Genomic DNA, 24784 nt, shown 5'->3' on the forward strand with positions numbered 1-24784 from the left:
CGAAAGAGCTGTCGTCAGAAGAACCGCGGATCGTCGAACACGCCGGACGCCAGCAGGAAGACGTAGAAGTCGGCGACGGCCACGCTGATCAGCGAGGACCAGGCGAGCAGCATGTGCCGCTCGTTGAGCTTGCCGACCCAGCCCCACAGCCGGTAGCGCACCGGGTGCTTGGAGAAGTGCCGCAGCCGGCCGCCGACGATGTGCCGGCAGGAGTGGCAGGAGAGCGTGTACGCCCAGATCAGCACGATGTTGGCGAGGAACACCAGGGTGCCCAGGCCCATGTGGCCCCAGGCGTGGTGCGCGTCGCGGAACGACAGCACGGTGTCGTAGGTGAGCACGCAGGCCACCAGCACCGCGGCGTAGAAGAAGTAGCGGTGGATGTTCTGCAGGATCAGCGGGAAGCGGGTCTCGCCGGTGTACTTCGCGTGCGGCTCGGCGACCGCGCAGGCCGGCGGCGCGGCCCAGAAACCGCGGTAGTACGCCTTGCGGTAGTAGTAGCAGGTCAGCCGGAAGCCGAGCGGGAAGATCAGGATCAGCAGCGCGGGGGACAGGCCCCACCAGCTGCCGAAAATCTGCCAGTTGGGGCCGCCGTGCATCGGCGCGCAGTTCTGCGCCAGGCACGGCGAGTAGAACGGCGAGACGTACGGCGCGTGGTAGTAATCGGCGTTCGCGAAGGCCCGCCAGGTCGAGTAGGCGATGAACGCGAGGAGCCCGGCGGCGGTGACGGCCGGGGCCAGCCACCAGCGGTCGGTCCGCAGGTGACGGGCGGGGATGGCGGCACGTGAGGCGTCGTGCACGCCCCTCGTGCCGGACTTCGGTGCGGGTTCGGTACCAGTGGCCAACGTCGGTCTCCGTCAAGGGCGTTCCGTCGGGGCGGGGCTGGAGCGGGTGGTGGGGGGCGCGGCCCCCGGGGTCAGGGTGCGTGCCGGTCCTTGGCGCCGAGGCCCTCGTCCTCGGCGTCGGTCCACAGCGTGGAGTCGTAGGGGGCGTCGGAGATGGTGACGACACCTTCGTCCCCGGTGGCCGGGCGGCCTGCCGTACGGCCGGACGAGGCCACGCTCTCCTTGAGCAGGCGCAGGCTCTCGCCCAGATGGTCGGCGTCGCTGCGCACCCGGCGGATGTCGAGGCCGCCGCCGACCTGCTTCTCCAGCCGGCCCACCGCCCGGACCAGTTCGCCCAGGCTCCGTTCGAGCGCCGTCAGATCGTCGTGAAGGGACATGGTGTGCCCTCATTTCCGAAGGAGTGGTGGGCGACCTCATGCGCCCGTGAGTGTCGCGCGTCACAGTAGGTGTTGGGAAGGGATCTGTCGTGATTACCGGATCCAACCGGTGCGTTTCGGTCCCCGCGCCGCTTTCCACGCCCCGCCGCCGGCCACCGGGCGGCCTGCCCATGCGCCCCGCGGGCCCGCATGTCCGCCGTGCGTACGGGTGTTGGGCCGGGTGGGTGGCCTTGGCCCGCCGCTCGACGTGTCGGGTGTCCGGGCCGTGATCGGTCGCTTTCAGTGGGGGGAGCCATAGATGTGATGAACCGCAAAGTCGGCCGAACGTGTTGCGGCGGCGCGCGCGAGCCCCGGAGGTAACAGCCATGACCGACCACGTCAGCACAGGCCGCGCGGCGTGCCGCAGGCGCCGTTGCGCCGCGCTCATCGCGGCGGGGGTGCTGCTGCCACTGCCGGTGCTGGCCGGCTGCGGAGCCGACGACGACGGAGGGGCGTCGGCGGCGGTCGCCCAGGACATCGCGGCGGCGCCCCGCGGCCGGGTCAGGGACGGCGGTACGGTCCGCTGGGCCGTGGACGCCCTGCCCGGCACCCTCAACGCGTTCCACGCCGACGCCGACGCAGCCACCTCGCGGGTCACCGGCGCCGTCCTGCCCACGCTGTTCACCGTCGACAGGAGCGGCGCGCCGCAGCGCAACGCCGACTACCTCACGGCCGCCGACATCACCAAGCGCGAGCCCCGGCAGGTTGTCGTCTACAAGCTCAACCCCAAGGCGCGCTGGAGCGACGGCCGGGCGATCGGGGCGGCCGACTTCGTCGCCCAGTGGAAGGCGCTGCGCGGCATGGACAACGCGTACTGGACCGCGCGCAACACCGGCTACGACCGGATCGACAAGGTCGAACAGGGCGCGCATGCGCACGAGGTCAAGGTCACCTTCGCCAAGCCCTACGCGGACTGGCGGTCGCTGTTCAGCCCGCTCTACCCGCAGAGCGTCATGGGCAGTGCCGATGCCTTCAACGACGGCGCTCGCGAGCGCCTCAAGGTGACGGCGGGCCCGTTCGCCGTCGAGGGGCGCGACACCGACGAGGGCACCGTCACCCTGGTCCGCAACCCGAAGTGGTGGGGGTCGCGGGCCAAGCTCGACCGGGTGGTGTTCCAGGCGCTGCCGCGCGCGCAGCGGGCCAAGGCGCTGGCCGCCGGGGACATCGACGTGGCGGAGGTCGACACGGCGGACGCCAGGAAAGTCGACTCCTCCGGGGGCACGGTGCCGGGCAGCCTGCCGAAGAGCGTGCACGCGGGCAACTCCGGGCCGCAGGCGCACAAGGCCGCGGCCGGAAAGAAGGCCCTGTCCGGCTACGCCCTGCGCAAGGCCCTGGGGCCCGCCTACACGCAGCTCGCGCTCAACGGCAGCACCGGGCCGCTCAGCGACGAGCGGGTACGCCGCGCGGTGGCCCGCGCCATCGACCGGCAGAAGCTCGCCGACACCGTGCTCAAGCCGCTGCGACTGCCCTCCCGTCCGCTCGGCAGTCACCTCCTGTTGGCCGGGCAGCACGGCTACGAGGACCACAGCGACGCGATCGGCGGCCAGGACACGGGCGCGGCCAAGGCGCTGCTCGCGGATGCCGGCTGGCGGCCGGGGAAGGGCGGCGGCCAGGCGTCGCCGCAGCCCGCGAACGAGAATGCGGCCGGCACCGCGTCCTCGTCCGCTTCCGCGTCGGCCTCCGCGCATCCCTCCGCCTCCTCCTCCGCGAAGGCGGGACCGGCCGCCTCCCCGAAGACCGCGCACGATGCCGACGGCCGGAATCCGGAGCGCGCCCCGGCGGCGGGCCGCGCCGCCCACCCCGACGACGAGCACGCCGTGGACAGCCGCCCCGCCGCCGCGGCCGCCCCGCTCTCGTCGGCCCGCGCGATCGGCGCCGAGGTCCAGCAGGCGGCGCTGCTGCGGCAGAGCGCCACGTATTACCGGGCCGCGGCCGCCGACCGCGAGGACGAGGCCGGCGGCGACACCGGGGGCGACGCGTCCGCCGAGTCCCGGACGTACACCAAGCGGGCCACCAACGCCCTCGCGGCGGCCGAGCTGATCGACACCGGCCAGAACGCCGACAACGGCGAGTCCGGCGAGTCCGGCGACGACGGTGGATACGTCGGCACCGGCCGGACCACCGATACCGGCCAGGCCGCCGACGAAGGCCCGACCGTTGACGACGACCGGTCCGCCGACGAAGGCCGGTCCGGCGACGACGACCGGTCCGGCGACGACGGTGCGGCGGCCGGGAACCCGGGACCGCAGGCCGGCGGGCAGGACGAGAAGAACGAGAAGAACGAGAAGAACGAGAAGAAGGGGAAGGCCGGGAAGCAGGAGGATGCGGAGCGGCGGTCGGCGGGCCGGGCCGCGGCCGCCCAGGTTCCCGCCATGAAGAAGGGCGGCAAGGCGCTGACCCTGCGCTTCGTCCTGCCCGACGGGCCCGGCTCCGAGCAGTTGCGCACCGTGGGTGACCGGATCGCCGCGATGCTCGGCCGGATCGGCGTCAGGACCGCCGTCCAGAAGGTCGAGGGCGCCGGTTACTTCCAGGACCACATCGCCGCCGGCGACTACGACCTGGCGCTCTACACCTGGCCCGGCACCGCCTACCCCGCCACCGACGCCCGGCCGATCTACGCCAAGCCGCAGCCCGCGCCCGACGGCTCGCTGACCGTCGAGCAGAACTACACCCGGGTCGGCACCGACCGGATCGACCAGCTCTTCGACCAGGCGGTCTCCGAGCTGGACCCGGACAGCTCGCAGGACGCGATGGAGAAGGCGGACGCCCGGATCTGGGCCGTCGCCGGATCGATCCCGCTCTACCAGCGGCCCGAGCTGGTCGCCACGAAGAAGTCGCTCGCCAACGTCGGCGCCTTCGGCTTCGCCATGCCGCGCTTCCAGGACATCGGTTATACGAAGTAACGGCGAACAATCGGTAAGAAACCGCAGGTCAGGTGCGATACGTACGGGCTGGGGCGGCCATCGCCGCCGCAGCCACGTACGATGGGGTGAGGCCGTGGCGTCTTCATGCCCGGCGGGCGCGCGTACCGGACCGTACGCGCCGCCATCCACGATTCCGGGAGAAGCGCCGCCAGTATGCCCACGCGCCACGACATTCGTAACGTAGCCATCGTCGCCCACGTCGACCACGGCAAGACGACCCTCGTCGATGCCATGCTCAAGCAGGCGGGAGCGTTCGCTGCCCACGCCGCCGAGAACCTCGACGAACGCATGATGGACTCGAACGACCTGGAGCGTGAGAAGGGCATCACGATCCTGGCGAAGAACACCGCCGTGAAGTACCACCCCAAGGACGGCGGGGATCCCATCACGATCAACATCATCGACACCCCCGGCCACGCCGACTTCGGTGGCGAGGTCGAGCGCGGTCTGTCGATGGTGGACGCGGTCGTCCTCCTCGTCGACGCCTCCGAGGGCCCGCTCCCGCAGACCCGCTTCGTGCTGCGCAAGGCCCTGTCGGCGCGGATGCCGGTCATCCTGTGCATCAACAAGACGGACCGCCCGGACTCCCGGATCGACGAGGTCGTCAACGAGACCTACGACCTGTTCCTGGACCTGGACGCGGACGAGGAGCAGATCGAGTTCCCGATCGTCTACGCCTGCGCCCGTGACGGCGTCGCCTCGCTGACCAAGCCGGAGGACGGCACCGTCCCGGCCGACAGCGAGGACCTGCTGCCGTTCTTCAGCACGCTGCTTGAGCACGTCCCGGCCCCCGAGTACGACGACTCGCTGCCGCTCCAGGCGCACGTCACCAACCTCGACGCGGACAACTTCCTCGGCCGTATCGCGCTGCTCCGTGTCGAGCAGGGCGAGCTGAAGAAGGGCCAGACCGTCGCGTGGATCAAGCGTGACGGCACGATGTCCAACGTCCGCATCACCGAGCTGATGATGACCGAGGCGCTCACCCGCAAGCCGGCCGAGAAGGCGGGCCCGGGTGACATCTGCGCGGTTGCCGGTATCCCGGACATCATGATCGGCGAGACGCTGGCCGACCCCGAGAACCCGATCGCGCTGCCGCTGATCACGGTCGACGAGCCGGCCATCTCGATGACCATCGGCACCAACACCTCGCCGCTGGTCGGCAAGGGCGGCAAGGGCCACAAGGTCACCGCCCGCCAGGTCAAGGACCGCCTCGACCGCGAGCTGATCGGTAACGTCTCGCTGCGCGTGCTGGACACCGAGCGTCCCGACGCCTGGGAGGTCCAGGGCCGTGGCGAGCTGGCGCTGGCGATCCTCGTCGAGACCATGCGCCGGGAAGGCTTCGAGCTGACCGTCGGCAAGCCCGAGGTCGTCACCAAGGAGGTCGACGGCAAGCTGCACGAGCCGATCGAGCGCCTGACGATCGACTCCCCCGAGGAGCACCTTGGCGCGATCACGCAGCTGATGGCGACCCGCAAGGGCCGCATGGAGACCATGACCAACCACGGTTCCGGCTGGATCCGCATGGAGTGGATCGTTCCTTCGCGCGGTCTGATCGGCTTCCGTACGGAGTTCCTGACCCAGACCCGCGGCACCGGCATCGCGCACTCCCTGTTCGAGGGTCACGAGCCGTGGTTCGGTGAGCTGCGCACCCGTCACAACGGTTCGCTGGTCGCCGACCGCTCCGGTTCGGTCACGCCGTTCGCGATGATCAACCTCCAGGAGCGCGGCGTGATCTTCACGGAGCCGGGCACCGAGGTGTACGAGGGCATGATCATCGGTGAGAACTCGCGCGCCGACGACATGGACGTGAACATCACCAAGGAGAAGAAGCTCACCAACATGCGTGCGGCTTCCGCGGACTCGACCGAGAACGTCGTGCCGCCGCGCAAGCTCTCCCTGGAGCAGTCGCTGGAGTTCTGCCGCGACGACGAGTGCATCGAGGTCACCCCGGAGACCGTGCGCATCCGCAAGGTCGTCCTGGACCAGAAGGAGCGCGGCCGCTCCGCGTCGCGCGCCAAGCGCTGACCCTCCAAGGGCACGCGCCACCCGCACCGCACAGCGCCCCGCCGGACTCTCCGTCCGGCGGGGCGCTGTCGTGTGCGGGGAGGGCGCGGGAGCTTATATCGCTGTTGTGGGGGATCGTCAACGGGGCTTTGGTCTCCACCTGATGAGCCGGAGTCCGCAATGTGGAAGGAATCTGAGGTTCCGCTGCCCACCTCGTCCGATTCGTGGCCGTGTGGATGGTTTGGTTTGTCCGGATTCCGAACGGCGAGGTGAACAGATGTGACTTAATCGCAACCACTTACGCGTGACTTATGGCGGGAACGTGACTGAGACTGGGCGGTATTGAGCTCGGGTCAATGGGTCAAGCGCCGTAAGAAGCGCCGACTCACGAGCATCGGGGGCTGGTTGCGGACTGTCAGGGGTGTCAGTCGCGGGCCGGCTCCTTTCCATATCAGGAAATGGACTCATGAGGAGGCAGTCCCATGCGCGGTGCCAAGAGCGCCACCTGGGTCGCAGGAGCGATAGTCGTGGCCCTGGGGGCGACGGCCTGTGGCGGCGGCAGCAGCAGTGCGAGTGCCGAACCCGGTGTGGTTCGGGCGAACTGGGGCGACCCGCAGAACCCGCTGGAGCCGGCCAACACCAACGAGGTGCTCGGCGGCAAGGTCCTGGACATGATCTTCAGCAACCTGAAGAGCTATGACCCCAAGACCGGCGAGGCCAAGAACGACGTCGCCCAGTCGATCGACACCAAGGACCAGCAGACCTTCACCATCAAGGTGAAGAAGGGCGAGAAGTTCTCCAACGGCGAGGCGGTCACCGCCCGTTCGTTCGTCGACGCCTGGAACTACGGTGCGCTGAGCACCAACGCGCAGAAGGGCTCGTACTTCTTCGCCGACATCAAGGGCTACGACAAGGTCGCGCCCGCCGAGGGCAAGCCGACCGCCAAGACCCTCTCGGGGCTGAAGGTCGTCGACGACCACACCTTCACCGTCACGCTGAACGAGAAGATGTCGACCTGGCCGGTCCGTCTCGGCTACAAGGCGTTCGCGCCGCTGCCGACGGTGTTCTTCAGCAAGCATGACGCCTACCTCGCCAAGCCGGTCGGCAACGGCCCGTACGCCGTGGACTCGTACGACAAGGGCAAGCAGATGAAGCTTGTCCCGAACACGCACTACATCGGCGAGGACAAGCCGCAGAACAAGGGCGTCCTGCTCAAGGTCTACACGGACTCCAACGCCGCCTACGCCGACCTCCAGTCCGGCAACCTCGACGTCGACGACGACGTGCCGGCGGAGCAGATCAGGAACGCCAAGTCGGACCTGAAGGGCAACTACCTCTCGCAGCCGGCCGGTATCAACCAGGTCATCACCTTCCCGCTCTACCAGGACGGCTGGAACAAGGCCGGCATGGAGAAGGTCCGCAAGGGCCTGTCGATGGCGATCGACCGCAAGGCGATCACCGACAAGGTCTACAACGGCACCCGCACGCCGGCCACCGACCTGACCTCGCCGGTCCTCGGTGACGCGAACGGCTACAGCAAGGACGTCTGCGGCGACGCCTGCACGTACAACCCCACCGAGGCCAAGAAGCTCATCAAGGAAGGCGGCGGCATCCCCGGCGGCAAGATGACCATCGGGTACAACGCCGACAAGGACTCCCACAAGCAGTGGGTGGACGCGGTCTGCAACAGCATCAACAAGGTGCTGGGCAACGACACCGCCTGCGTCGGCAACCCCGTCGGCACCTTCGGTGACTTCCGCAACCAGATCACCAAGCGGGAGATGACCCAGCCCTTCCGTTCCGGCTGGCAGATGGACTACCCGCAGATCGAGAACTTCCTGACCCCGCTGTACGCCACCGGCGGCGCCTCCAACGACGCCAAGTTCAGCGACCCGAAGTTCGACGCGCTGCTCCAGCAGGCCGGCGCCGAGCCGGACACCAAGAAGGCGACCGACCTCTACAAGCAGGCCGAGAAGATCGTCCTCGACAAGATGGTCAGCATCCCGCTCTGGTACCAGAACGGCACCGCCGGCTGGTCCGAGCACGTCTCCGGCGTCCAGCTCAACGCGTTCAGCTTCCCGGTCTTCACCAAGATCAAGGTCAGCAGCTGACCCGACGCAACTGCCCCTGAGACCGGCCCACCCGGCCGGTCTCCCGAGCGGGGCTTCGTATCCGACCGCTCACGGCGGCAGGAGCAGCCGGCCCGCCCGCGCAGGACCCACCGGTCCTGCGCCGGGCCCGGCTGCCCCCGCGTCGGCGCTTTTCTGGAGGACACATGGGGCGCTACGTCATACGACGACTGCTCCAGATGGTGCCCGTCTTCATCGGCACCACTTTCTTGATCTTCGTCATGGTCTATGCACTGGGCGACCCGGTCGCCGCCATGTTCGGAGACCGGGCCCCCGATCCGGCCACCGCCGCCCAGATCCGGGAGTCCCTGCACCTCAACGACCCGTTGTGGAGCCAGTACCTGCAGTACATGGCCGGCATCTTCCGCGGCGACTTCGGCACCGCCTTCAACGGCACCCCGGTCTCCGAACTGATGGGCTCGGCCTTCCCCAACACCATCAAGCTGACGCTGGTGGCGTTCGCGATCGAGGTCGTGGTGGGTGTCGGGCTCGGTGTCGTCGCCGGTATGCGGCGCGGCCGCTTCGTCGACACCGGCGTGCTGGTCTTCACGCTGCTGGTGATCTCCATCCCGACGTTCGTCACCGGCTACCTGCTCCAGTACTTCATCGGCGTGAAGCTCGCCTGGGCCGCCCCCGCGGTCTCGGTCGACGTCCACATCGGCGAACTCCTGCTGCCCGGCATCGTGCTGGCCGGTGTCTCGCTGGCGTACGTCGCCCGGCTGACCCGCACCTCGATCGCGGAGAACATCCGCTCCGACTACATCAGGACCGCCACCGCCAAGGGCCTGCCGCGGCGCCGGGTCGTCGGCGTGCACCTGCTGCGCAACTCGCTGATCCCCGTCATCACCTTCCTCGGCACCGACATCGGCGCCCTGATGGGCGGCGCGATCGTCACCGAGCGGATCTTCAACATCCAGGGCGTCGGCTACCAGCTCTACCAGGGCATCCTGCGGCAGAACGCGCCCACCGTGGTGGGCTTCGTGACCATCCTCGTGGTCGTCTTCCTCGCCGCCAACCTGATCGTCGACCTGCTCTACGCGGTCCTGGACCCGAGGATCCGTTATGCCTGAGATGACCGAACCGGTCGCCACGGACCGTACCGAGGGGGCCGCCGCACCCGGAGGCAACGGCCCCGAACCGCAGGCCGCGCCGCGCAGCCTGTGGGGCGACGCCTGGCGTGACCTGCGCCGCAACCCCATCTTCTACATCTCCGCCGTCCTCATCCTCTTCCTGGTCGTCCTCTCGATCTGGCCGAGCCTGCTGACCGGCACCAGCCCGTACGCCTGCGACCTCGGCCGCTCCCAGCAGGGGCCCGCGCCCGGCCACCCCTTCGGCTTCAACACCCAGGGCTGCGACGTCTACGCGCGGACCGTCTACGGCGCCCGCGCCTCGGTCACCGTCGGCATCTGCACCACCGTCCTCGCCGCGGTCATCGGCTGCCTCTTCGGCGGCCTGGCCGGGTTCTTCGGCGGCTGGTGGGACTCCCTGCTGTCGCGGATCGGCGACATCTTCTTCGGCATCCCGATCCTGCTCGGCGGCATCGTCTTCCTCTCCGTCATCAAGGGCGGCTCGATCTTCACCGTCGTGCTCCTGATGGCGGTCCTGGGCTGGCCGCAGATCGCCCGCATCGCGCGCAGCGCGGTGATCTCCGCCAAGCAGCAGGACTACGTCCAGGCGGCACGGGCACTGGGCGCGAGCACCCCGCGGATGCTGCTGCGGCACATCGCGCCCAACGCCCTCGCGCCCGTCATCGTCGTGGCGACCATCGCGCTGGGCACCTACATCTCGCTGGAGGCGACCCTGTCGTTCCTCGGCGTCGGCCTGAAGCCGCCGACGGTCTCCTGGGGCATCGACATCTCTTCAGCCGCCACCCAGATCCGCAACGCGCCGCACATGCTGCTGTATCCGGCCGGCGCGCTGTCGGTCACCGTGCTGGCGTTCATCATGCTCGGCGACGCGGTCCGCGACGCCCTCGACCCCAAGCTGCGCTGAGGGAGGCGTTCATGACCAGTACAGAGAAGACCCCGGCCGTCCCCGCGCCCCGCGATGCGGACAGCCCGCTGCTCCAAGTCCGTGACCTGCATGTCGAGTTCCATACCCGCGACGGCGTCGTCAAGGCCGTCAACGGCGTCAACTACAGCGTCTCGGCGGGCGAGACGCTGGCCGTGCTCGGCGAATCGGGGTCCGGCAAGTCGGTCACCGCGCAGGCCGTGATGGGCATCCTCGACATGCCGCCCGCCAAGATCCCGCGCGGCGAGATCCGCTTCCGCGGCCAGGACATGCTCACGATGTCCGGCGAGGCCCGCCGCAAGCTCCGCGGCGCCAAGATCGCCATGATCTTCCAGGACGCGCTGTCCTCCCTGAACCCGGTGCTGTCCGTCGGCTACCAGCTCGGCGAGATGTTCCGCGTTCACCAGGGGCTGTCCAAGAAGGCCGCGCTCGCCAGGGCCGTCGAGCTGATGGACAAGGTGAAGATCCCGGCGGCGAAGAACCGCGTGCACGACTTCCCGCACCAGTTCTCCGGCGGTATGCGGCAGCGCATCATGATCGCGATGGCGCTGGCCCTGGAGCCGGAGCTGATCATCGCGGACGAGCCGACGACGGCTCTGGACGTCACCGTGCAGGCGCAGGTCATGGACCTGCTCGCGGAACTCCAGCGCGAGTTCCACATGGGCCTGATCCTGATCACCCACGACCTGGGAGTGGTCGCGGACGTCGCCGACAAGATCGCGGTGATGTACGCGGGCCGGATCGTCGAGACCGCCCCCGTCCACGAGCTGTACAAGAACCCCGCGCACCCGTACACCCGCGGACTGCTCGACTCCATCCCGCGCCTGGACCAGAAGGGCCAGGAGCTGTACGCGATCAAGGGCCTGCCGCCCAACCTCCTGCACGTGCCGCAGGGCTGCGCCTTCCACCCGCGCTGCCCCAAGGCCCAGGACATCTGCCGTACGGATGCCCCGGCGCTGCACACCCTCGGCGAAGGCCGGCGCAGCGCCTGCCACTTCTGGAAGGAGACGGTCCATGGCTGAGCCGACGAAGACGGTTGGCGAGCGCGAGCCGATCCTTCAGGTGCGCGACCTCGTCAAGCACTTCCCGCTCACCCAGGGCGTGCTGTTCAAGAAGCAGGTCGGCGCGGTCAAGGCCGTCGACGGCATCTCGTTCGACCTCTACAAGGGCGAGACGCTCGGCATCGTCGGCGAATCGGGCTGCGGCAAGTCGACCGTCGCCAAGCTGCTGATGAACCTCGAACGGGCCACCGCGGGCGAGGTGTTCTACCGCGGCGAGGACATCACCAAGCTGTCCGGGCGGGCGCTGAAGGCGGTGCGCCGCAACATCCAGATGGTGTTCCAGGACCCCTACACGTCCCTGAATCCGCGGATGACGGTGGGCGACATCATCGGGGAGCCGTACGAGATCCACCCGGAGGTGGCCCCCAAGGGTTCACGGCGGCAGAAGGTGCAAGAACTCCTGGATGTGGTGGGGCTCAACCCGGAGTACATCAACCGGTATCCGCACCAGTTCTCCGGCGGCCAGCGCCAGCGCATCGGCATCGCCCGCGGCCTCGCGCTCAACCCCGAGGTCATCATCTGCGACGAGCCGGTCTCGGCCCTCGACGTCTCCGTCCAGGCCCAGGTCATCAACCTGATGGCACAGCTCCAGGACGAGTTCGACCTGTCGTACCTGTTCATCGCGCACGACCTGTCGATCGTCCGGCACATCTCCGACCGGGTCGGCGTCATGTACCTCGGCCGGATGGCGGAGATCGGCACGGACGAGCAGATCTACGAGCACCCCACCCACCCATACACCCAGGCCCTGCTCTCCGCCGTCCCGGTGCCCGACCCGGCAGCGCGCGAGGGCCGGGAGCGGATCATCCTGACCGGTGACGTGCCCTCGCCCGCCGATCCGCCGTCCGGCTGCCGCTTCCGCACCCGCTGCTGGAAGGCCCAGGACCGGTGCGCGACGGAGTCCCCCGTCCTCGCCGTCCCGGAGCGCTTCCAGGGCTCGGACTCGCCGGCCGCCCACGCGTCGGCCTGTCACTTCGCCGAGGTGAAGGACGTGGTGGGGGCGGCCTAGCGGAACGTCTCCCCGGCGGCCGGGGCGCCCGATTCCGGGGCGTCGCGGCCGCCGTCCGGGCATCCGGGGGGTTTGTCTCGCGCGCGGAGCAATGCGGCCGCCGTGGACATGCGGTGCTGTCCGGTATCGGCTCTTATGTCGTTTACGTATGACGGGAGAGCTGAGGAGGCACCATGCGCGCAGCCACGCACGCGAAGTGGGCCACGGGCGCCCTGTCCTTCGCTCTGGTGGCCACGGCCTGCGGAGGGGGCGTGGGCAGTGGATCCGAAGACCCGGGCGTGGTCAGCGCCTCCTGGGGCGATCCGCAGAACCCGCTGGAGCCGGCGAACACCAACGAGGTGCAGGGCGGCAAGGTCCTGGAGATGATCTTCCGGGGGCTCAAGCGGTACAACCCGAGGACCGGGGCCGCGCAGAACGTCATCGCGGACCGCATCGACACCAAGGACTCGCAGCACTACACGGTGACCCTCAAGCCCGGCTGGACCTTCAGCAACGGCGAGAAGGTCACCGCGAAATCTTTCGTGGACGCCTGGAATTACGGCGCCCTGCTCGGCAACAGTCAGCGGAACGCGTCGTTCTTCCAGTACATCGACGGATACGACCGGGTGCACCCGCAGCACGGCGCGGCGAAGGCGAAGACGATGTCAGGGCTGAAGGTCGTCAGCCCCACGGAATTCACCGTCAAGCTCAACCAGAAATTCTCCAGCTGGCCCGACACCCTCGGCTACAGCGCCTTCATGCCGCTGCCGCGGACCTTCTACTCGCATCATGACGCCTGGGTGAAGAAGCCGGTCGGCAACGGCCCGTACGTCGTGGAGTCGTACACCAAGGGCTCCGCGATGAAGCTCCGGAAATGGGCGAAGTACCCGGGGAGCGACAAGGCCAGGAACGACGGTATCGATCTGCGGGTCTACACCGACAACAATTCCGCCTACACCGACCTCCAGGCGGGAAACCTCGATCTGGTCGACGACATTCCGGCCACGCAGCTCAAGAATGTCCGGCAGGATCTCGGCGACCGGTACCTCAACCAGCCGGCCGGCGTCATCCAGACCCTCACCGTCCCGATATACGACAAGGCGTGGAACAAGCCGGGCATGGACAAGGTGCGCCGCGGGATTTCGATGGCCATCGACCGGGCGTCGATCACCAAGGAAATCTTCCGGGACACCCGCACCCCGGCCACCGACTGGACCTCTCCGGTACTCAAAACCCAGGGCGGCTACAAAGCCGGACTGTGCGGTACCGCCTGCGAATTCCATCCGAAGGAGGCCAAGGCGCTGATCAAGGAGGGCGGTGGTCTGCCCGGCGGGAAAATGACCCTCGCCTACAACGCGGACACCGGCTCGCACAAGGACTGGATCGACGCGATCTGCAACAGCATCAACAACACACTGGGCAACGACAAGGCGTGCGTGGGCGCACCGGTCGGCACCTTCGCGGACTTCCGCAACCGCATCTCCGCGCGGAAGATGGCCGGCCCCTTCCGCGCCGGCTGGCAGATGGACTACCCGCTCATCCAGGACTTCCTCCAGCCGATGTACTACACCAACGCCTCGTCGAACGACGGCAAGTTCAACAACCAGGATTTCGACAAGCTCGTCAATGAAGCGAATGCCGCGACGGACACGCGGACGGCCATCGGGAAATTCCAGGACGCGGAGAAGATCCTCGCCGAGCAGATGCCGGCCGTTCCGCTCTGGTACCAGAACGGCAGCGGCGGCTATTCGCAACGGATCGGAAATGTGTCGCTGAACCCGTTCAGCGTCCCCGTCTACAACGAGATCAAGGTCATCTGACCGACCGGCGGCGGGACATGGCGGGCTCACCGCCGGCCATCCCGTACCGCGACCGCTTTCCCCGGCTCGTTCCACAGAATCCGGAGCCCTCATGGGACGCTATGTGATCCGGCGGCTGCTCCAGATGGTCCCGGTGTTCATCGGCAGCACGTTCCTGATCTTCTTCATGGTGTACGCACTGGGCGACCCCGTGGCCGCGATGTTCGGCGATCGGGCGCCCGACCCCGCGACCGCCGCCCAGATCCGCGCCGACCTCTATCTCGACCAGCCGCTGTGGAAGCAGTATCTGCACTACATGGGGCAGATCTTCCAAGGGAATTTCGGCACCGCTTTCAACGGCCAGCCGGTCACCGAACTGATGGCGGCGGCCTTTCCCGTCACCCTGCGGCTCACCCTCGTCGCGATCCTGATCGAAATGATCGCCGGAATCCTGCTGGGCGTCTTCAGCGGACTGCGGCGCGGCCGGGCCGTGGACACCTCGGTGCTGGTCTTCACGCTCGTCGTGGTCTCCGTACCGACCTTCGTCAGCGGTTATGTGCTGCAATTCCTGCTCGGCGTGAAATGGGGCTGGGTCAAACCCGCCGTCTCCATCGACGCGCCGCTCGGCGAACTCCTGCTGCCCGGTGTCGTGCTGGCGCTGGTCTCCCTCGCGTACGTCACCCGGCTGACCCGCACCTCCATCGCCGAGAACGCCCGCGCCGACTACGTCCGCACCGCCATCGCCAAGGGACTGCCACGCCACCGCGTCATCACCCGCCACCTGCTGCGCAATTCGCTGATCCCGGTGGTCACCTTCATCGGCACCGACATCGGCGCCCTGATGGGCGGCGCGATCGTCACCGAACGCATCTTCAACATCCACGGCGTCGGATTCCAGCTCTACCAGGGCATCCTGCGGCAGAACTCGCCGACCGTGGTGGGCTTCGTGACGATCCTCGTGCTGGTCTTCCTCTTCGCCAACCTCATCGTCGACCTGCTGTACGCCGTCCTCGACCCGAGGATCCGCTATGCCTGATCACGTACCGGACGAAGCCATCACCCACGGCGACGGCGGCGCGGCCGCGCTGGCCATCGGCGCGGCCGAATCGCTGGAGCGCACCCCCGGCACCGGGCCCGGCGGTGCTCCGACCGGCCGGGCCCGCAGCCTGTGGCGCGACGCCTGGCACGACCTGCGGCGCAACCCGGTTTTCGTGGTCTCCGCGCTGATCATCCTGTTCCTGGTGGTCATCGCCATCCGGCCGCAGCTGATCGCCGACGGGAACCCGTACCGCGCCGACCTCGCCAAGGCCCAGGCCGGGCCCGAGCCCGGCCACCCGTTCGGCTTCGACACCCAGGGCCGGGACGTCTACACCCGGGTGGTCTACGGCGCCCGCGCCTCCATCACCGTCGGCGTCTGCGCCACCGCGGGTGTCGCGCTCCTGGGCAGCCTGCTGGGCGGCCTGGCCGGGTTCTTCGGCGGCTGGTGGGACACCCTGCTCTCCCGGCTCGCCGACATCTTCTTCGGCATCCCGGTCATCCTCGGCGGCCTGGTCTTCCTCTCCGTCGTCACCAGCTCCACCGTCTGGCCGGTGATCGGCTTCATCGTGCTGCTGGGCTGGCCGCAGATCGCCCGCATCGCCCGCGGCGCCGTGTTCACCGCCAAGCAGAACGACTACGTCCAGGCCGCACGGGCACTGGGCGCGGGCAACGGCCGGATGCTGCTGCGGCACATCGCGCCGAACGCCGTCGCGCCGGTCATCGTCGTCGCCACCATCGCCCTGGGCACCTACATCTCGCTGGAGGCGACCCTGTCCTACCTCGGCGCCGGCCTCAAACCGCCCACCGTGTCCTGGGGCATCGACATCTCCGCCGCCTCGACGTCCATCCGCAACGCCCCGCACATGCTGCTGTGGCCCGCGGGGGCCCTGAGCGTCACGGTGCTGGCATTCATCATGCTCGGCGACGCGGTGCGCGACGCCCTCGACCCCAAGTTGCGCTGAGGAGCGGGCAGATGACGACGACCCCGGAGCCGAAACTCCTCGACGTCCGCGACCTGAAGGTCGAATTCCGCACCCGGGACGGCATCGCCAAGGCCGTCAACGGCGTCACGTACCAGGTCGCCGCAGGCCAGACGCTGGCCGTGCTCGGCGAGTCGGGATCCGGCAAGTCGGTCACCGCGCAGGCCGTGATGGGCATCCTCGATACACCGCCGGGATTCGTCACCGGCGGCGAGATCTTCTTCCAGGGGCGCGACCTGCTGACGCTGGGCAGGGAGGAACGCCGCAAGGTCCGCGGCGCCAAGATGGCGATGATCTTCCAGGACGCGCTGTCCTCGCTGAACCCGGTGCTCTCCGTCGGCGCGCAGCTCGGCGAGATGTACCAGGTGCACCGAGGGCTGTCCCGCAAGGCGGCCCGCGGCAAGGCCGTCGAACTGATGGAACGGGTCGGCATTCCCGCCGCCGCGGCCCGGGTGGGGGACTTCCCGCACCAGTTCTCCGGCGGTATGCGGCAGCGCATCATGATCGCGATGGCGCTGGCCCTGGAGCCGGAGCTGATCATCGCGGACGAGCCGACGACGGCTCTGGACGTCACCGTGCAGGCGCAGGTCATGGACCTGCTCGCACAGCTCCAGCGCGAGTTCCACATGGGCCTGATCCTCATCACCCACGACCTGGGAGTGGTCGCCGATGTCGCCGACACCATCGCGGTGATGTACGCCGGCCGGATCGTCGAGACCGCCCCCGTCCACCAGCTCTACAGAGCCCCGGCCCACCCGTACACCCGCGGACTGCTCGACTCCATCCCGCGCCTGGACCAGAAGGGCCGGACGCTCTACGCGATCAAGGGACTGCCGCCCAACCTGACGGCCATTCCGCCCGGTTGCCCCTTCAACCCCCGCTGTCCGCTGGCCCAGGACGTCTGCCGCACCGACCTGCCGCCGCTCTACGAGGCCGGACCCGGGCGCGCCAGCGCCTGCCACTTCTGGAAGGAGACGCTCGGTGGAGCCCGATGAGCAGGAGACAGGCAGCGGCGGCGGGCCCGCGCCCCGCGTGGCGGCGGCCGGAGTCAGGACGCGGGCCGCGCGCGGCGAGGCGATCCTGGAGATCCGCGACCTGGCCAAGCACTTCCCGCTCCACCGGGGCGTGGTGTTCCAGAGGCAGGTCGGCGCGGTCAAGGCCGTCGACGGTGTCTCGTTCGACCTCTACAAGGGCGAGACGCTCGGGATCGTCGGCGAATCGGGCTGCGGCAAGTCGACCGTCGCCAAGCTGCTGGTCGGCCTGGAGCGGCCGACGGCCGGGCAGATCCGCTACCAGGGCGAGGACATCATCAAGCTGTCGGGGCGGGCGTTGAAGGCGGTGCGCCGCAATATCCAGATGGTGTTCCAGGACCCTTACACGTCCCTGAATCCGCGGATGACGGTCGGGGACATCATCGGGGAGCCGTACGAGATCCACCCGGAGGTGGCCCCGAAGGGTTCGCGGCGGCAGAAGGTGCGCGAGCTGCTGGATGTGGTGGGGCTCAACCCGGAGTACATCAACCGGTATCCGCACCAGTTCTCCGGCGGCCAGCGCCAGCGCATCGGCATCGCCCGCGGCCTCGCGCTGCGCCCGGAGATCATCGTCGCCGACGAGCCGGTCTCGGCCCTCGACGTCTCCGTCCAGGCCCAGGTCATCAACCTCCTGGAGCGCCTCCAGGACGAGTTCGACCTCAGCTACGTCTTCATCGCGCACGACCTGTCCGTCGTCCGGCACATCTCCGACCGGGTCGCCGTGATGTACCTCGGCCGCCTCGCCGAGACCGGCACCGACGAGCAGATCTACGAGCACCCGACGCACCCGTACACCCAGGCCCTGCTCTCCGCCGTCCCGGTGCCCGACCCGGCAGCGCGCGAGCGGCGGGGACGGATCCTGCTGGCGGGTGACGTGCCCTCGCCCGCCGATCCGCCGTCCGGCTGCCGCTTCCGCACCCGCTGCTGGAAGGCCCAGGACGTGTGCGCCGAAGTGGTCCCGCCGCTGGACGTCCCCGAGTGGTTCGTCGGCGCGGGCCCGGCCGGGCACCCGTCGGCCTGCCACTTCGCCGAGGAGCGGTCGGACGCTCAGGAGTAGCCGCGCACAGGCCGGAGCCCGCCTCCCGTGGTGCTGGGGTGTGGGAAGCGGGCTCCGGTTCCGAGCGGAGGCGATGGAGACCGGGTCAAAGGGTCGTGCCGCTCTCGCCGGCGTCATCGGCTGGCTTCTGCGACGCTGCCTCCTCGGCCGCGGCCAGTGCGGGATCGAGGACGATGTCCTCGTCGCGCGCCGCGGTCGTCGGTTCTTCGGGGAAGTGGCAGGCGGTGAGGTGGCCCGCGCCGTTCCCGGCGATCTGGAGCAGCGGCGGCTCCTGTGCCGCGCACTTGTCCTGCGCCTTCCAGCAGCGGGTACGGAACCGGCAGCCGGACGGCGGGTTGACGGGGGAGGGGACGTCGCCGGCCAGCCGGATGCGCTCGCGGTCGTCCTCATCCGACTCGACGAACTTCGCCTCGGGCACGGCCGAGAGCAGCGCGTGGGTGTACGGGTGGCGCGGCCGGTTGTAGATCTCGTCGCGGGTGCCCACCTCGACGATCTTGCCCAGGTACATCACGGCGACCCGCTGGCTGAAGTGCCGTACCACCGCGAGGTCGTGCGCGATGAACAGGAACGCGATGCCCAGCTCCCGCTGGAGGTCCTGGAGCAGGTTGACGACCTGCGCCTGGATGGAGACGTCCAGCGCCGATACCGGCTCGTCCGCGACGATCAGCTTCGGCTCCAGGGCGAGCGCGCGGGCCACGCCGATGCGCTGGCGCTGGCCGCCGGAGAACTCGTGCGGGAAGCGGTTGTAGTGCTCCGGGTTGAGGCCGACGGTCTCCAGCAGCTCCCGGATCCGCTTCTCCCGGCCGCCGGGCGGATTGATCCCGTTGATCTCCATCGGGCCGCCGATGATGGTGCCGACGGTCTGCCGCGGGTTCAGCGAGGCGTACGGATCCTGGAAGATCATCTGGATCTCGGAGCGGACCGGGGCCAGCTCCTTGCGGTTGGCGTGGGTGATGTCCTGCCCCGCGTAGGTGATCTTGCCGGAGGTCGGCTCCATCAGCCGGGTCAGCAGCCGCCCGGTGGTCGACTTGCCGCAGCCCGACTCGCCGACCAGACCGAAGCTCTCGCTCTCGTGCACGGTCAGGTCGACGCCGTCGACCGCCTGGACCGCGCCGACCTTCCGCTTGAACGGGAAGCCGCCGTAGATCGGGAAGTGCTTGGTCACCCCCTCGGCGACGAGCAGGGGTTCGCCCGGAGCGGGCGCGGCGTCCCGGGGCGCGGGGAGTGTGACGTGGTCTGTCATGGTGATGGCTCCCTAGCCCAGCCGGGGCTTGATCTGCTCGGTGAAGAAGGTGTGCTGCTGCTCGGGCCCGAGGTGGCAGGCGGCGGCCCGGCCCTCGGGCAGCAGCGGCCGCTCCTCGGTGCAGCGCCCGCCGCCGACCTCGGCGGTGAAGGCGCAGCGCGGGTGGAAGGCGCAGCCCGACGGGGGGTTGAGCAGGCTCGGCGGCGAGCCGGGGATCGGGTGCAGCGCCTCGTTGACGTCGGAGGAAAGCCGCGGCATGGAGCTCAGCAGGCCCCAGGTGTACGGGTGTTGGGGCCGGGTCAGGATCTCCTTGACGGAGCCCCGCTCCACGGCCCGGCCCGCGTACATCACCAGCAGGTCGTCGGCGGTGTTCGCGACCACGCCGAGGTCGTGGGTGATCAGGATGATCGCGGAGCCGAACTCCTGCTGGAGGTCCTTGAGGAGGTCCAGGATCTGCGCCTGGACGGTGACGTCAAGGGCGGTGGTCGGCTCGTCGGCTATCAGCAGTTCGGGGTTGCAGACCAGCGCCATCGCGATCATGGCGCGCTGGCGCATGCCGCCGGAGAACTGGTGCGGGTAGTCGTCCACCCGCAGGGTCGGCTGCGGGATGCCGACCTTCGTCAGCATCTCGATGGCGCGCTGCCGGCCCTCGCGTTTGGAGGCGCCGGTGTGCTTCATGAACGGCTCGGCGATCTGCCGGCCGACGGTGTAGTACGGCGACAGGGCGGTCAGCGCGTCCTGGAAGATCATGGCCATCTTGTTGCCGCGGAGCTTCTCCAGGGTCTTTTCCTTGGCCCCGGTCAACTCCTGGCCGTCCAGGTGGATTTCGCCCGCGATCTCGGTCGCCTTGGGGTTGTGCAGTCCCAGGACGGCGAGGTTGGTGACGGACTTGCCGGAGCCCGACTCGCCGACGATGCCGAGCGTCTGGCCGCGTTCGAGATCGAAGGAGAGGCCGTCCACCGCCTTGACGATGCCGTCCTCGGTGGAGAACCGCACGTACAGGTCGCGTACGGAGAGGAAGGGGTCCGATCCGGTCGGGACCGGCGTGCCCTCGGTCGTGGTGAGTGTGGTCACTTCAGGCTCTCCTAGGACAGGCGCACGCGCGGGTCGATGAAGGCGTACGTCGCATCCACGATGATGTTGAACACCAGGATCAGGGCCGCGCTGAAGATCAGCACGCCCAGCACCATGGGCAGATCAAGTGTGGTGACGGAATTGATCGCCAGCCGGCCGATGCCCGCGAGCGAGAAGGTGAACTCGGTGATCATGGCGCCGCCGAACAGCGAGCCGAGGTCCATGCCGAGGATGGTGACGATGGGAATCAGCGAGCCGCGCCAGGCGTAGCGCAGGAAGACGTAACGCGCCGGCATGCCCTTGGCCTTGGCGGTGCGGACGTGCTCCTCCTGGAGCTGCTCGATCATCGTCGAGCGCGACATACGGGTGTACTGCGCGGTGAAGATCGTCGACATCACGAGCCAGGGCAGCAGCAGGCCCATGAACCAGCCGCCGGGGTTGCTGGTGAAGTCCACGTACTTCGGGGACGCCATCACGCCGCTGTAGACGAAGATGCCGAGCACGATCGGCCCGAGGATGTAGATCTGCACCGAGCTGAGGACCATCGAGACGCCGGTGACGACCTTGTCCAGCACCGTGCCCCGCTTCCACGCGGCGAGCAGTCCGGCGCCCAGGCCGATGACGAGGAAGACGATGGCGCCGCCGATGGCCAGCGAGGCCGTGGTGGGCAGCCGGTCCATCATCGTCGACCAGACGTCCTGCTTGGTGGCGAACGAGTAGCCGAAGCAGGGGGCGCTGCAGTGGCCGATGGTGTAGTCGCGGCCGACGAAGATGCCCGAGAGGAAGTCCCAGTACTGCGTCGGCAGGGGCTTGTCGAGCCCGAGGTTCTGGTGGATCAGCGCGACGTTGTCGGCGGTGCAGTTCTTGCCGCAGGACATCAGGGCCGGGTCGCCGACGGCGAAGAACACGAAGAAGGTGACGGCGCTCAGCAGGATGAGGGTGACGATCGCGCCGAACGTCCGGCGAAATAGAAAGGGAAGCATGACAGTTCGCTGCTCTCAGGACGGCGGCGGCTGTGGGCGTGAGGGGTGGCGGCGAAGGCCCCGGAGGGCGCGCGCTCCGCCGTGCGCGCGCGCTCCGGAATGCCCTCTGAGCTGCTTACTTCTTGAGGAACAGCGTGTTCGGGTCGAGGTAGCTGACGTCGGTGTTGTACCGCGTGCCGCCGACGTTCGAGCCGTACAGCTGGAGCACCTTGGTGTAGAAGACCGGGGCGGCCGGGTTGACCTTCTCCACGATGTAGTGGTGCAGCTTCTGCCACTCCTCCGTCGCCTTGTCCACATCCGCGATCTTGCTGATGCGGGCGATCTCGGAGTTCACGTGCTTGTCGTTCACGTGCGAGTAGTTCGACGAGCCGTTCTGGATGGTGGTGCCGTCGTAGGACGGCGGGATCACCGTGGAGGCGTCCGGCCAGTCCTGGCCCCAGCCGGTCATGTAGATGTCGAAGCCGTTGTCGACCTTGCCCATCTGCTCGTACCAGGAGGCGGCGTCGACCTCCTTCTTCTGCACGTCGAAGCCGGCCTTGTCCAGCGCGTCCTCGATGACGACGGCTTCCTTCTGGCGCGCCTCGGTGTTGGAGTAGGCGTAGACGAGCTTCATCCCCGTCTTGCCGGCCTCCTTGAGGAGCTTCTTGGCCTTCTCCGGCTCACCGTTGGGGTGCGTCAGCTTGCCGTACGGGTCGTAGCCCTTCTTGTAGCCCGCGACGGTCGGGGCGAGCAGGCCGCCCGCGATCTCGCCGCCGTAGGTGCCGCCGTTGATCCGGACGATCTGGCTGCTGGGCAGGGCGTAGGTGATCGCGTCGCGGATCTTCTTGTCCTTGAGGCGGTCCATGTTGAAGTTCATCTGCCAGACGTAGGGCTGGTAGCCCTGTACCAAGCGCTTGCTGGCGCTGGCGTCCTCCAGCACCTGCTTGGTCGCGTTCGTGTCCACCGCGTTGGAGAAGCTGATCGCGTTCTTGGCCTCACCCTTGTCGGCCATCAGGCGCTTGGTGGAGTCCGAAGCCTGGTGGTTGAAGGTGATGTTGTACCCGTCGGGGTACTGGTGGCGCATGGAGTCCGTCTTCGGATCCCAGTTCTTGTTCCGCACCAGCTGCATGGACTTGCCGGACTTGAACGACGCGATCTTGTACGGGCCGGCGGAGACCGGCGCGACGTCGTAGTTGTCCTTGGTGTCCTTCGCGCTGTCCGGGACCGCGCTGTAGCCCGGCATCGTCAGCGCGTACGGCAGCTGCGACTGCGGCTGCTCGAAGTGGAAGATGACGGTCTTCTCGTCCGGGGTGTCCAGGACGTTCTTGGGCAGGTGGTCACCCTTGTACGGGCCATCGGGCAGCGCCTTGCGGTAGCTGGTTCCGTTGCCCGACAGCCACTTCTGGATGTACGTGGGACCGTCGGTGATGAACTTCGCGTAGGAGCGCTCGATGGTGTGGCGGATGTCCTTCGAGGTGATCGGCGTGCCGTCCTCGAACTTGATGCCGTCCTTGAGCGTGTACTTCCAGGTCTTGCCGCCGTCGGACATGGTGCCCGCGTCGGTGGCGAGGTCGCCGACGACCTTGTCGTTGCCCTTGTCGTCCTGCTGGAAGCTGGTGAGCCCGCGGAATATCAGCTGCGACAGCGCCTTCTGGTCGCTGACGTACATCTGCGCCGGGTCCAGGTGGTTGAAGCTGTCACGCTGGTAGACGCGGATGGTGCCGCCGGACTTGGCGTCCTTGACGGCCTTGGCCGGGCCCGTGGAGTCGGCGGCCGTGCCGAGCGGCACCGCCTTCGACTGGGTCGCGGCGTCCTCGTCCGACTGCGACTTGTCCTTGCCGCTGCCGCTGCCGCTGCTGCAGCCGGTCAGCGCCAGTGAACCGGCCGCCAGGGCCACGATCACCGCGCGAGCTCTGCGCGTAGAAAGTGCATTCATGAGGTCCAAGCACCTGCCTGTCAGTTGGTGTCCAGATGTGCTGCCTGACGCATCCGGTGCGAACCCGGTGCGGGGGTGACAGCAGCCCCCCTCAAGTGGACGGTCAACGCCCGGATTTGGGATCGAAGGCGTCCCGGACCGAGTCCCCCAGCAGGTTGAAGCACAGCACGAAGATCACCATCGCGGCGCCGGGGAAGAGCAAGAAGGTCGGGTCGTTCTCGTAGATGTCGCCGGCCGTACGGAACAGCCGGCCCCAGTCGGGGGTCGGCTCCATGATGCCGACGCCCAGGTAGGACAGGCCGGCTTCCGCCGTGACGAACAGCGGCAGCATGTAGGTGCTCTGGACGAGAATCGGCGTGACCACGTTGGGCAGCAGTTCCTTGCGGATGATCCGCCAGGGCGAGGCCCCGGTGATCTTCGCCGCCTCCACGAACTCCCGCTCACGCAGCGACAGCACCTGTCCGCGCAGCAGTCGCGCGAGCCCCATCCAGCCCAGCGCCCACTGCACGAGGATCAGCGCCACCACGCGGATATAGGTGGGGGTCTCGTCGCTCGGCGGGACGAAGATGGCCACGACGACGGGCATGAACGCCACGAACGTCAGCTGGCTGGGGAAGGCGAGCAGGAAGTCGATGACCCGGCCCAGCCAGTAGTCGGCACGGCCGCCCACGTAGCCCGCGGTGACGCCGAGGATGGTGCCGGTGATGACGACCAGGACGGTCACCACCACCGAGATCCCCAGCGAGGTCCGCATGCCGTACAGCAGCTGGGTGAACAGGTCCCGGCCGAGCTGCGGTTCGATGCCGAACCAGAAGTCCCCTGATATGCCGCCGTTGGGGCCCGAGGGGAAGCCGAAGTCGTCGAACAGGCTGGGGTCGTTGCTCCCGTAGAGCGTGTACGGGTCCTTGCCGTAGATCGACGCGATGACCGGAGCCAGCGCGGAGATGACGAAGAAGGCGAGGACGACGATGGCGCAGACCATGCCCGTGCGGTCGCGCTTGAAGCGCGTCCACATCAGTTGGCCGGGGGAACGGCCGACGAGCTCACCGCCCTTGCGGTTCTTTTCCTTCTTCAGACCCTCCGGCTCCAGTCCAGGGGTGTCGGACTGTGCAGCCGCGGTCTGGGATGGACTAGTCATCGCGAAGTGCCCCCGCGCCGAGTTCTCTTGGAACGTGAAGCGGCGCCGATTCGCACCGCTGGATGAGCGGACTTTCGCAAGTGATTTATGGCGGAGTCAAGGGTATTGAGGGTGCTGTCGTGCTGGTCGTCCGCTTCTTGAGCGAAGATTAC

The 24784-nt window shown here is 68.4% G+C and carries 19 protein-coding genes; 12 read left to right on the plus strand and 7 right to left on the minus strand.

The annotated features are described in order from the left end of the window. Nucleotides 1–14: 14 nt before the first annotated feature. Nucleotides 15–842, minus strand: a complete 828-nt coding sequence (gene sdhC, locus LIU39_RS20690; protein WP_227048287.1) for a succinate dehydrogenase subunit SdhC — start codon at nucleotides 840–842, stop codon at nucleotides 15–17. 71 nt (nucleotides 843–913) lie between these two features. Further along, on the minus strand, nucleotides 914–1219 hold the full coding sequence (locus tag LIU39_RS20695) for an Rv0250c family protein (protein ID WP_227048288.1): 306 nt from the start codon (nucleotides 1217–1219) through the stop codon (nucleotides 914–916). A 365-nt stretch (nucleotides 1220–1584) separates the two neighbouring features. Between LIU39_RS20695 and LIU39_RS20700 the strand changes: the two genes are divergently transcribed. From LIU39_RS20700 to LIU39_RS20755, 12 genes are all read left to right on the plus strand, one after another. Then, a complete protein-coding gene (locus LIU39_RS20700; RefSeq protein WP_227048289.1) occupies nucleotides 1585–4161 on the plus strand; it encodes an ABC transporter substrate-binding protein in 2577 nt (858 codons plus the stop codon). A gap of 174 nt (nucleotides 4162–4335) precedes the next feature. Beyond that, on the plus strand, nucleotides 4336–6207 hold the full coding sequence (gene typA, locus LIU39_RS20705; protein ID WP_227048290.1) for a translational GTPase TypA: 1872 nt from the start codon (nucleotides 4336–4338) through the stop codon (nucleotides 6205–6207). A gap of 461 nt (nucleotides 6208–6668) precedes the next feature. Next, a complete protein-coding gene (locus LIU39_RS20710; protein WP_227048291.1) occupies nucleotides 6669–8297 on the plus strand; it encodes a peptide ABC transporter substrate-binding protein in 1629 nt (542 codons plus the stop codon). A gap of 164 nt (nucleotides 8298–8461) precedes the next feature. After that, on the plus strand, nucleotides 8462–9385 hold the full coding sequence (locus LIU39_RS20715) for an ABC transporter permease (protein ID WP_227048292.1): 924 nt from the start codon (nucleotides 8462–8464) through the stop codon (nucleotides 9383–9385). Then, on the plus strand, nucleotides 9378–10307 hold the full coding sequence (locus tag LIU39_RS20720) for an ABC transporter permease (protein WP_372463981.1): 930 nt from the start codon (nucleotides 9378–9380) through the stop codon (nucleotides 10305–10307). The genes LIU39_RS20715 and LIU39_RS20720 overlap by 8 nt, the downstream gene beginning before the upstream one ends. Before the next feature lie 11 nt (nucleotides 10308–10318). Continuing rightward, nucleotides 10319–11347, plus strand: a complete 1029-nt coding sequence (locus tag LIU39_RS20725) for an ABC transporter ATP-binding protein (protein ID WP_227048293.1) — start codon at nucleotides 10319–10321, stop codon at nucleotides 11345–11347. Then, on the plus strand, nucleotides 11340–12395 hold the full coding sequence (locus tag LIU39_RS20730; protein WP_227048294.1) for an ABC transporter ATP-binding protein: 1056 nt from the start codon (nucleotides 11340–11342) through the stop codon (nucleotides 12393–12395). Before LIU39_RS20725 ends, LIU39_RS20730 begins: the two co-directional genes overlap by 8 nt. Nucleotides 12396–12568: 173 nt before the next feature. Next, nucleotides 12569–14194 (plus strand): peptide ABC transporter substrate-binding protein, encoded by a 1626-nt coding sequence (locus LIU39_RS20735; RefSeq protein ID WP_227048295.1) that lies wholly within the window; start codon nucleotides 12569–12571, stop codon nucleotides 14192–14194. 91 nt (nucleotides 14195–14285) lie between these two features. After that, nucleotides 14286–15209, plus strand: a complete 924-nt coding sequence (locus LIU39_RS20740) for an ABC transporter permease (RefSeq protein WP_227048296.1) — start codon at nucleotides 14286–14288, stop codon at nucleotides 15207–15209. Next, complete coding sequence (locus tag LIU39_RS20745) at nucleotides 15202–16173, plus strand: ABC transporter permease (protein WP_227048297.1); 972 nt, start codon at nucleotides 15202–15204, stop codon at nucleotides 16171–16173. The genes LIU39_RS20740 and LIU39_RS20745 overlap by 8 nt, the downstream gene beginning before the upstream one ends. A gap of 11 nt (nucleotides 16174–16184) precedes the next feature. Continuing rightward, complete coding sequence (locus tag LIU39_RS20750) at nucleotides 16185–17186, plus strand: ABC transporter ATP-binding protein (RefSeq protein ID WP_227048298.1); 1002 nt, start codon at nucleotides 16185–16187, stop codon at nucleotides 17184–17186. A gap of 37 nt (nucleotides 17187–17223) precedes the next feature. After that, complete coding sequence (locus LIU39_RS20755; RefSeq protein ID WP_227048317.1) at nucleotides 17224–18279, plus strand: ABC transporter ATP-binding protein; 1056 nt, start codon at nucleotides 17224–17226, stop codon at nucleotides 18277–18279. 85 nt (nucleotides 18280–18364) lie between these two features. On the opposite strand, the gene LIU39_RS20760 is transcribed toward LIU39_RS20755, so the two are convergent. From LIU39_RS20760 to LIU39_RS20780, 5 genes are all read right to left on the minus strand, one after another. Then, complete coding sequence (locus tag LIU39_RS20760) at nucleotides 18365–19522, minus strand: ABC transporter ATP-binding protein (protein ID WP_227048299.1); 1158 nt, start codon at nucleotides 19520–19522, stop codon at nucleotides 18365–18367. 12 nt (nucleotides 19523–19534) lie between these two features. After that, on the minus strand, nucleotides 19535–20596 hold the full coding sequence (locus LIU39_RS20765; RefSeq protein ID WP_227048300.1) for an ABC transporter ATP-binding protein: 1062 nt from the start codon (nucleotides 20594–20596) through the stop codon (nucleotides 19535–19537). Nucleotides 20597–20607: 11 nt separating this feature from the next. Next, nucleotides 20608–21579: an ABC transporter permease gene (locus tag LIU39_RS20770; protein WP_227048301.1), complete on the minus strand. Its 972-nt coding sequence runs from the start codon at nucleotides 21577–21579 to the stop codon at nucleotides 20608–20610. A 115-nt stretch (nucleotides 21580–21694) separates the two neighbouring features. Next, nucleotides 21695–23494 carry an ABC transporter substrate-binding protein gene (locus LIU39_RS20775; protein WP_227048302.1) on the minus strand — a complete coding sequence of 600 codons (1800 nt, stop codon included), beginning with the start codon at nucleotides 23492–23494 and terminating at the stop codon, nucleotides 21695–21697. A gap of 103 nt (nucleotides 23495–23597) precedes the next feature. After that, nucleotides 23598–24632, minus strand: coding sequence for an ABC transporter permease (locus LIU39_RS20780; RefSeq protein WP_227048303.1), 1035 nt, complete (start codon nucleotides 24630–24632; stop codon nucleotides 23598–23600). Nucleotides 24633–24784 lie beyond the last annotated feature (152 nt).

The organism is Streptomyces pinistramenti (genome assembly GCF_020564935.1).
Classification (GTDB): Bacteria; Actinomycetota; Actinomycetes; order Streptomycetales; family Streptomycetaceae; genus Streptomyces; species Streptomyces pinistramenti.

Bases quoted from the DNA above. Each gene is read 5' to 3' on its own strand.
- LIU39_RS20695 (WP_227048288.1), bottom strand. From the start codon at position 1,219: ATGTCCCTTCACGACGATCTGACGGCGCTCGAACGGAGCCTGGGCGAA.
- LIU39_RS20700 (WP_227048289.1), top strand. From the start codon at position 1,585: ATGACCGACCACGTCAGCACAGGCCGCGCGGCGTGCCGCAGGCGCCGT.
- typA (WP_227048290.1), top strand. From the start codon at position 4,336: ATGCCCACGCGCCACGACATTCGTAACGTAGCCATCGTCGCCCACGTC.
- LIU39_RS20710 (WP_227048291.1), top strand. From the start codon at position 6,669: ATGCGCGGTGCCAAGAGCGCCACCTGGGTCGCAGGAGCGATAGTCGTG.
- LIU39_RS20715 (WP_227048292.1), top strand. From the start codon at position 8,462: ATGGGGCGCTACGTCATACGACGACTGCTCCAGATGGTGCCCGTCTTC.
- LIU39_RS20720 (WP_372463981.1), top strand. From the start codon at position 9,378: ATGCCTGAGATGACCGAACCGGTCGCCACGGACCGTACCGAGGGGGCC.
- LIU39_RS20725 (WP_227048293.1), top strand. From the start codon at position 10,319: ATGACCAGTACAGAGAAGACCCCGGCCGTCCCCGCGCCCCGCGATGCG.
- LIU39_RS20730 (WP_227048294.1), top strand. From the start codon at position 11,340: ATGGCTGAGCCGACGAAGACGGTTGGCGAGCGCGAGCCGATCCTTCAG.
- LIU39_RS20735 (WP_227048295.1), top strand. From the start codon at position 12,569: ATGCGCGCAGCCACGCACGCGAAGTGGGCCACGGGCGCCCTGTCCTTC.
- LIU39_RS20740 (WP_227048296.1), top strand. From the start codon at position 14,286: ATGGGACGCTATGTGATCCGGCGGCTGCTCCAGATGGTCCCGGTGTTC.
- LIU39_RS20745 (WP_227048297.1), top strand. From the start codon at position 15,202: ATGCCTGATCACGTACCGGACGAAGCCATCACCCACGGCGACGGCGGC.
- LIU39_RS20750 (WP_227048298.1), top strand. From the start codon at position 16,185: ATGACGACGACCCCGGAGCCGAAACTCCTCGACGTCCGCGACCTGAAG.
- LIU39_RS20760 (WP_227048299.1), bottom strand. From the start codon at position 19,522: ATGACAGACCACGTCACACTCCCCGCGCCCCGGGACGCCGCGCCCGCT.
- LIU39_RS20770 (WP_227048301.1), bottom strand. From the start codon at position 21,579: ATGCTTCCCTTTCTATTTCGCCGGACGTTCGGCGCGATCGTCACCCTC.
- LIU39_RS20775 (WP_227048302.1), bottom strand. From the start codon at position 23,494: ATGAATGCACTTTCTACGCGCAGAGCTCGCGCGGTGATCGTGGCCCTG.
- LIU39_RS20780 (WP_227048303.1), bottom strand. From the start codon at position 24,632: ATGACTAGTCCATCCCAGACCGCGGCTGCACAGTCCGACACCCCTGGA.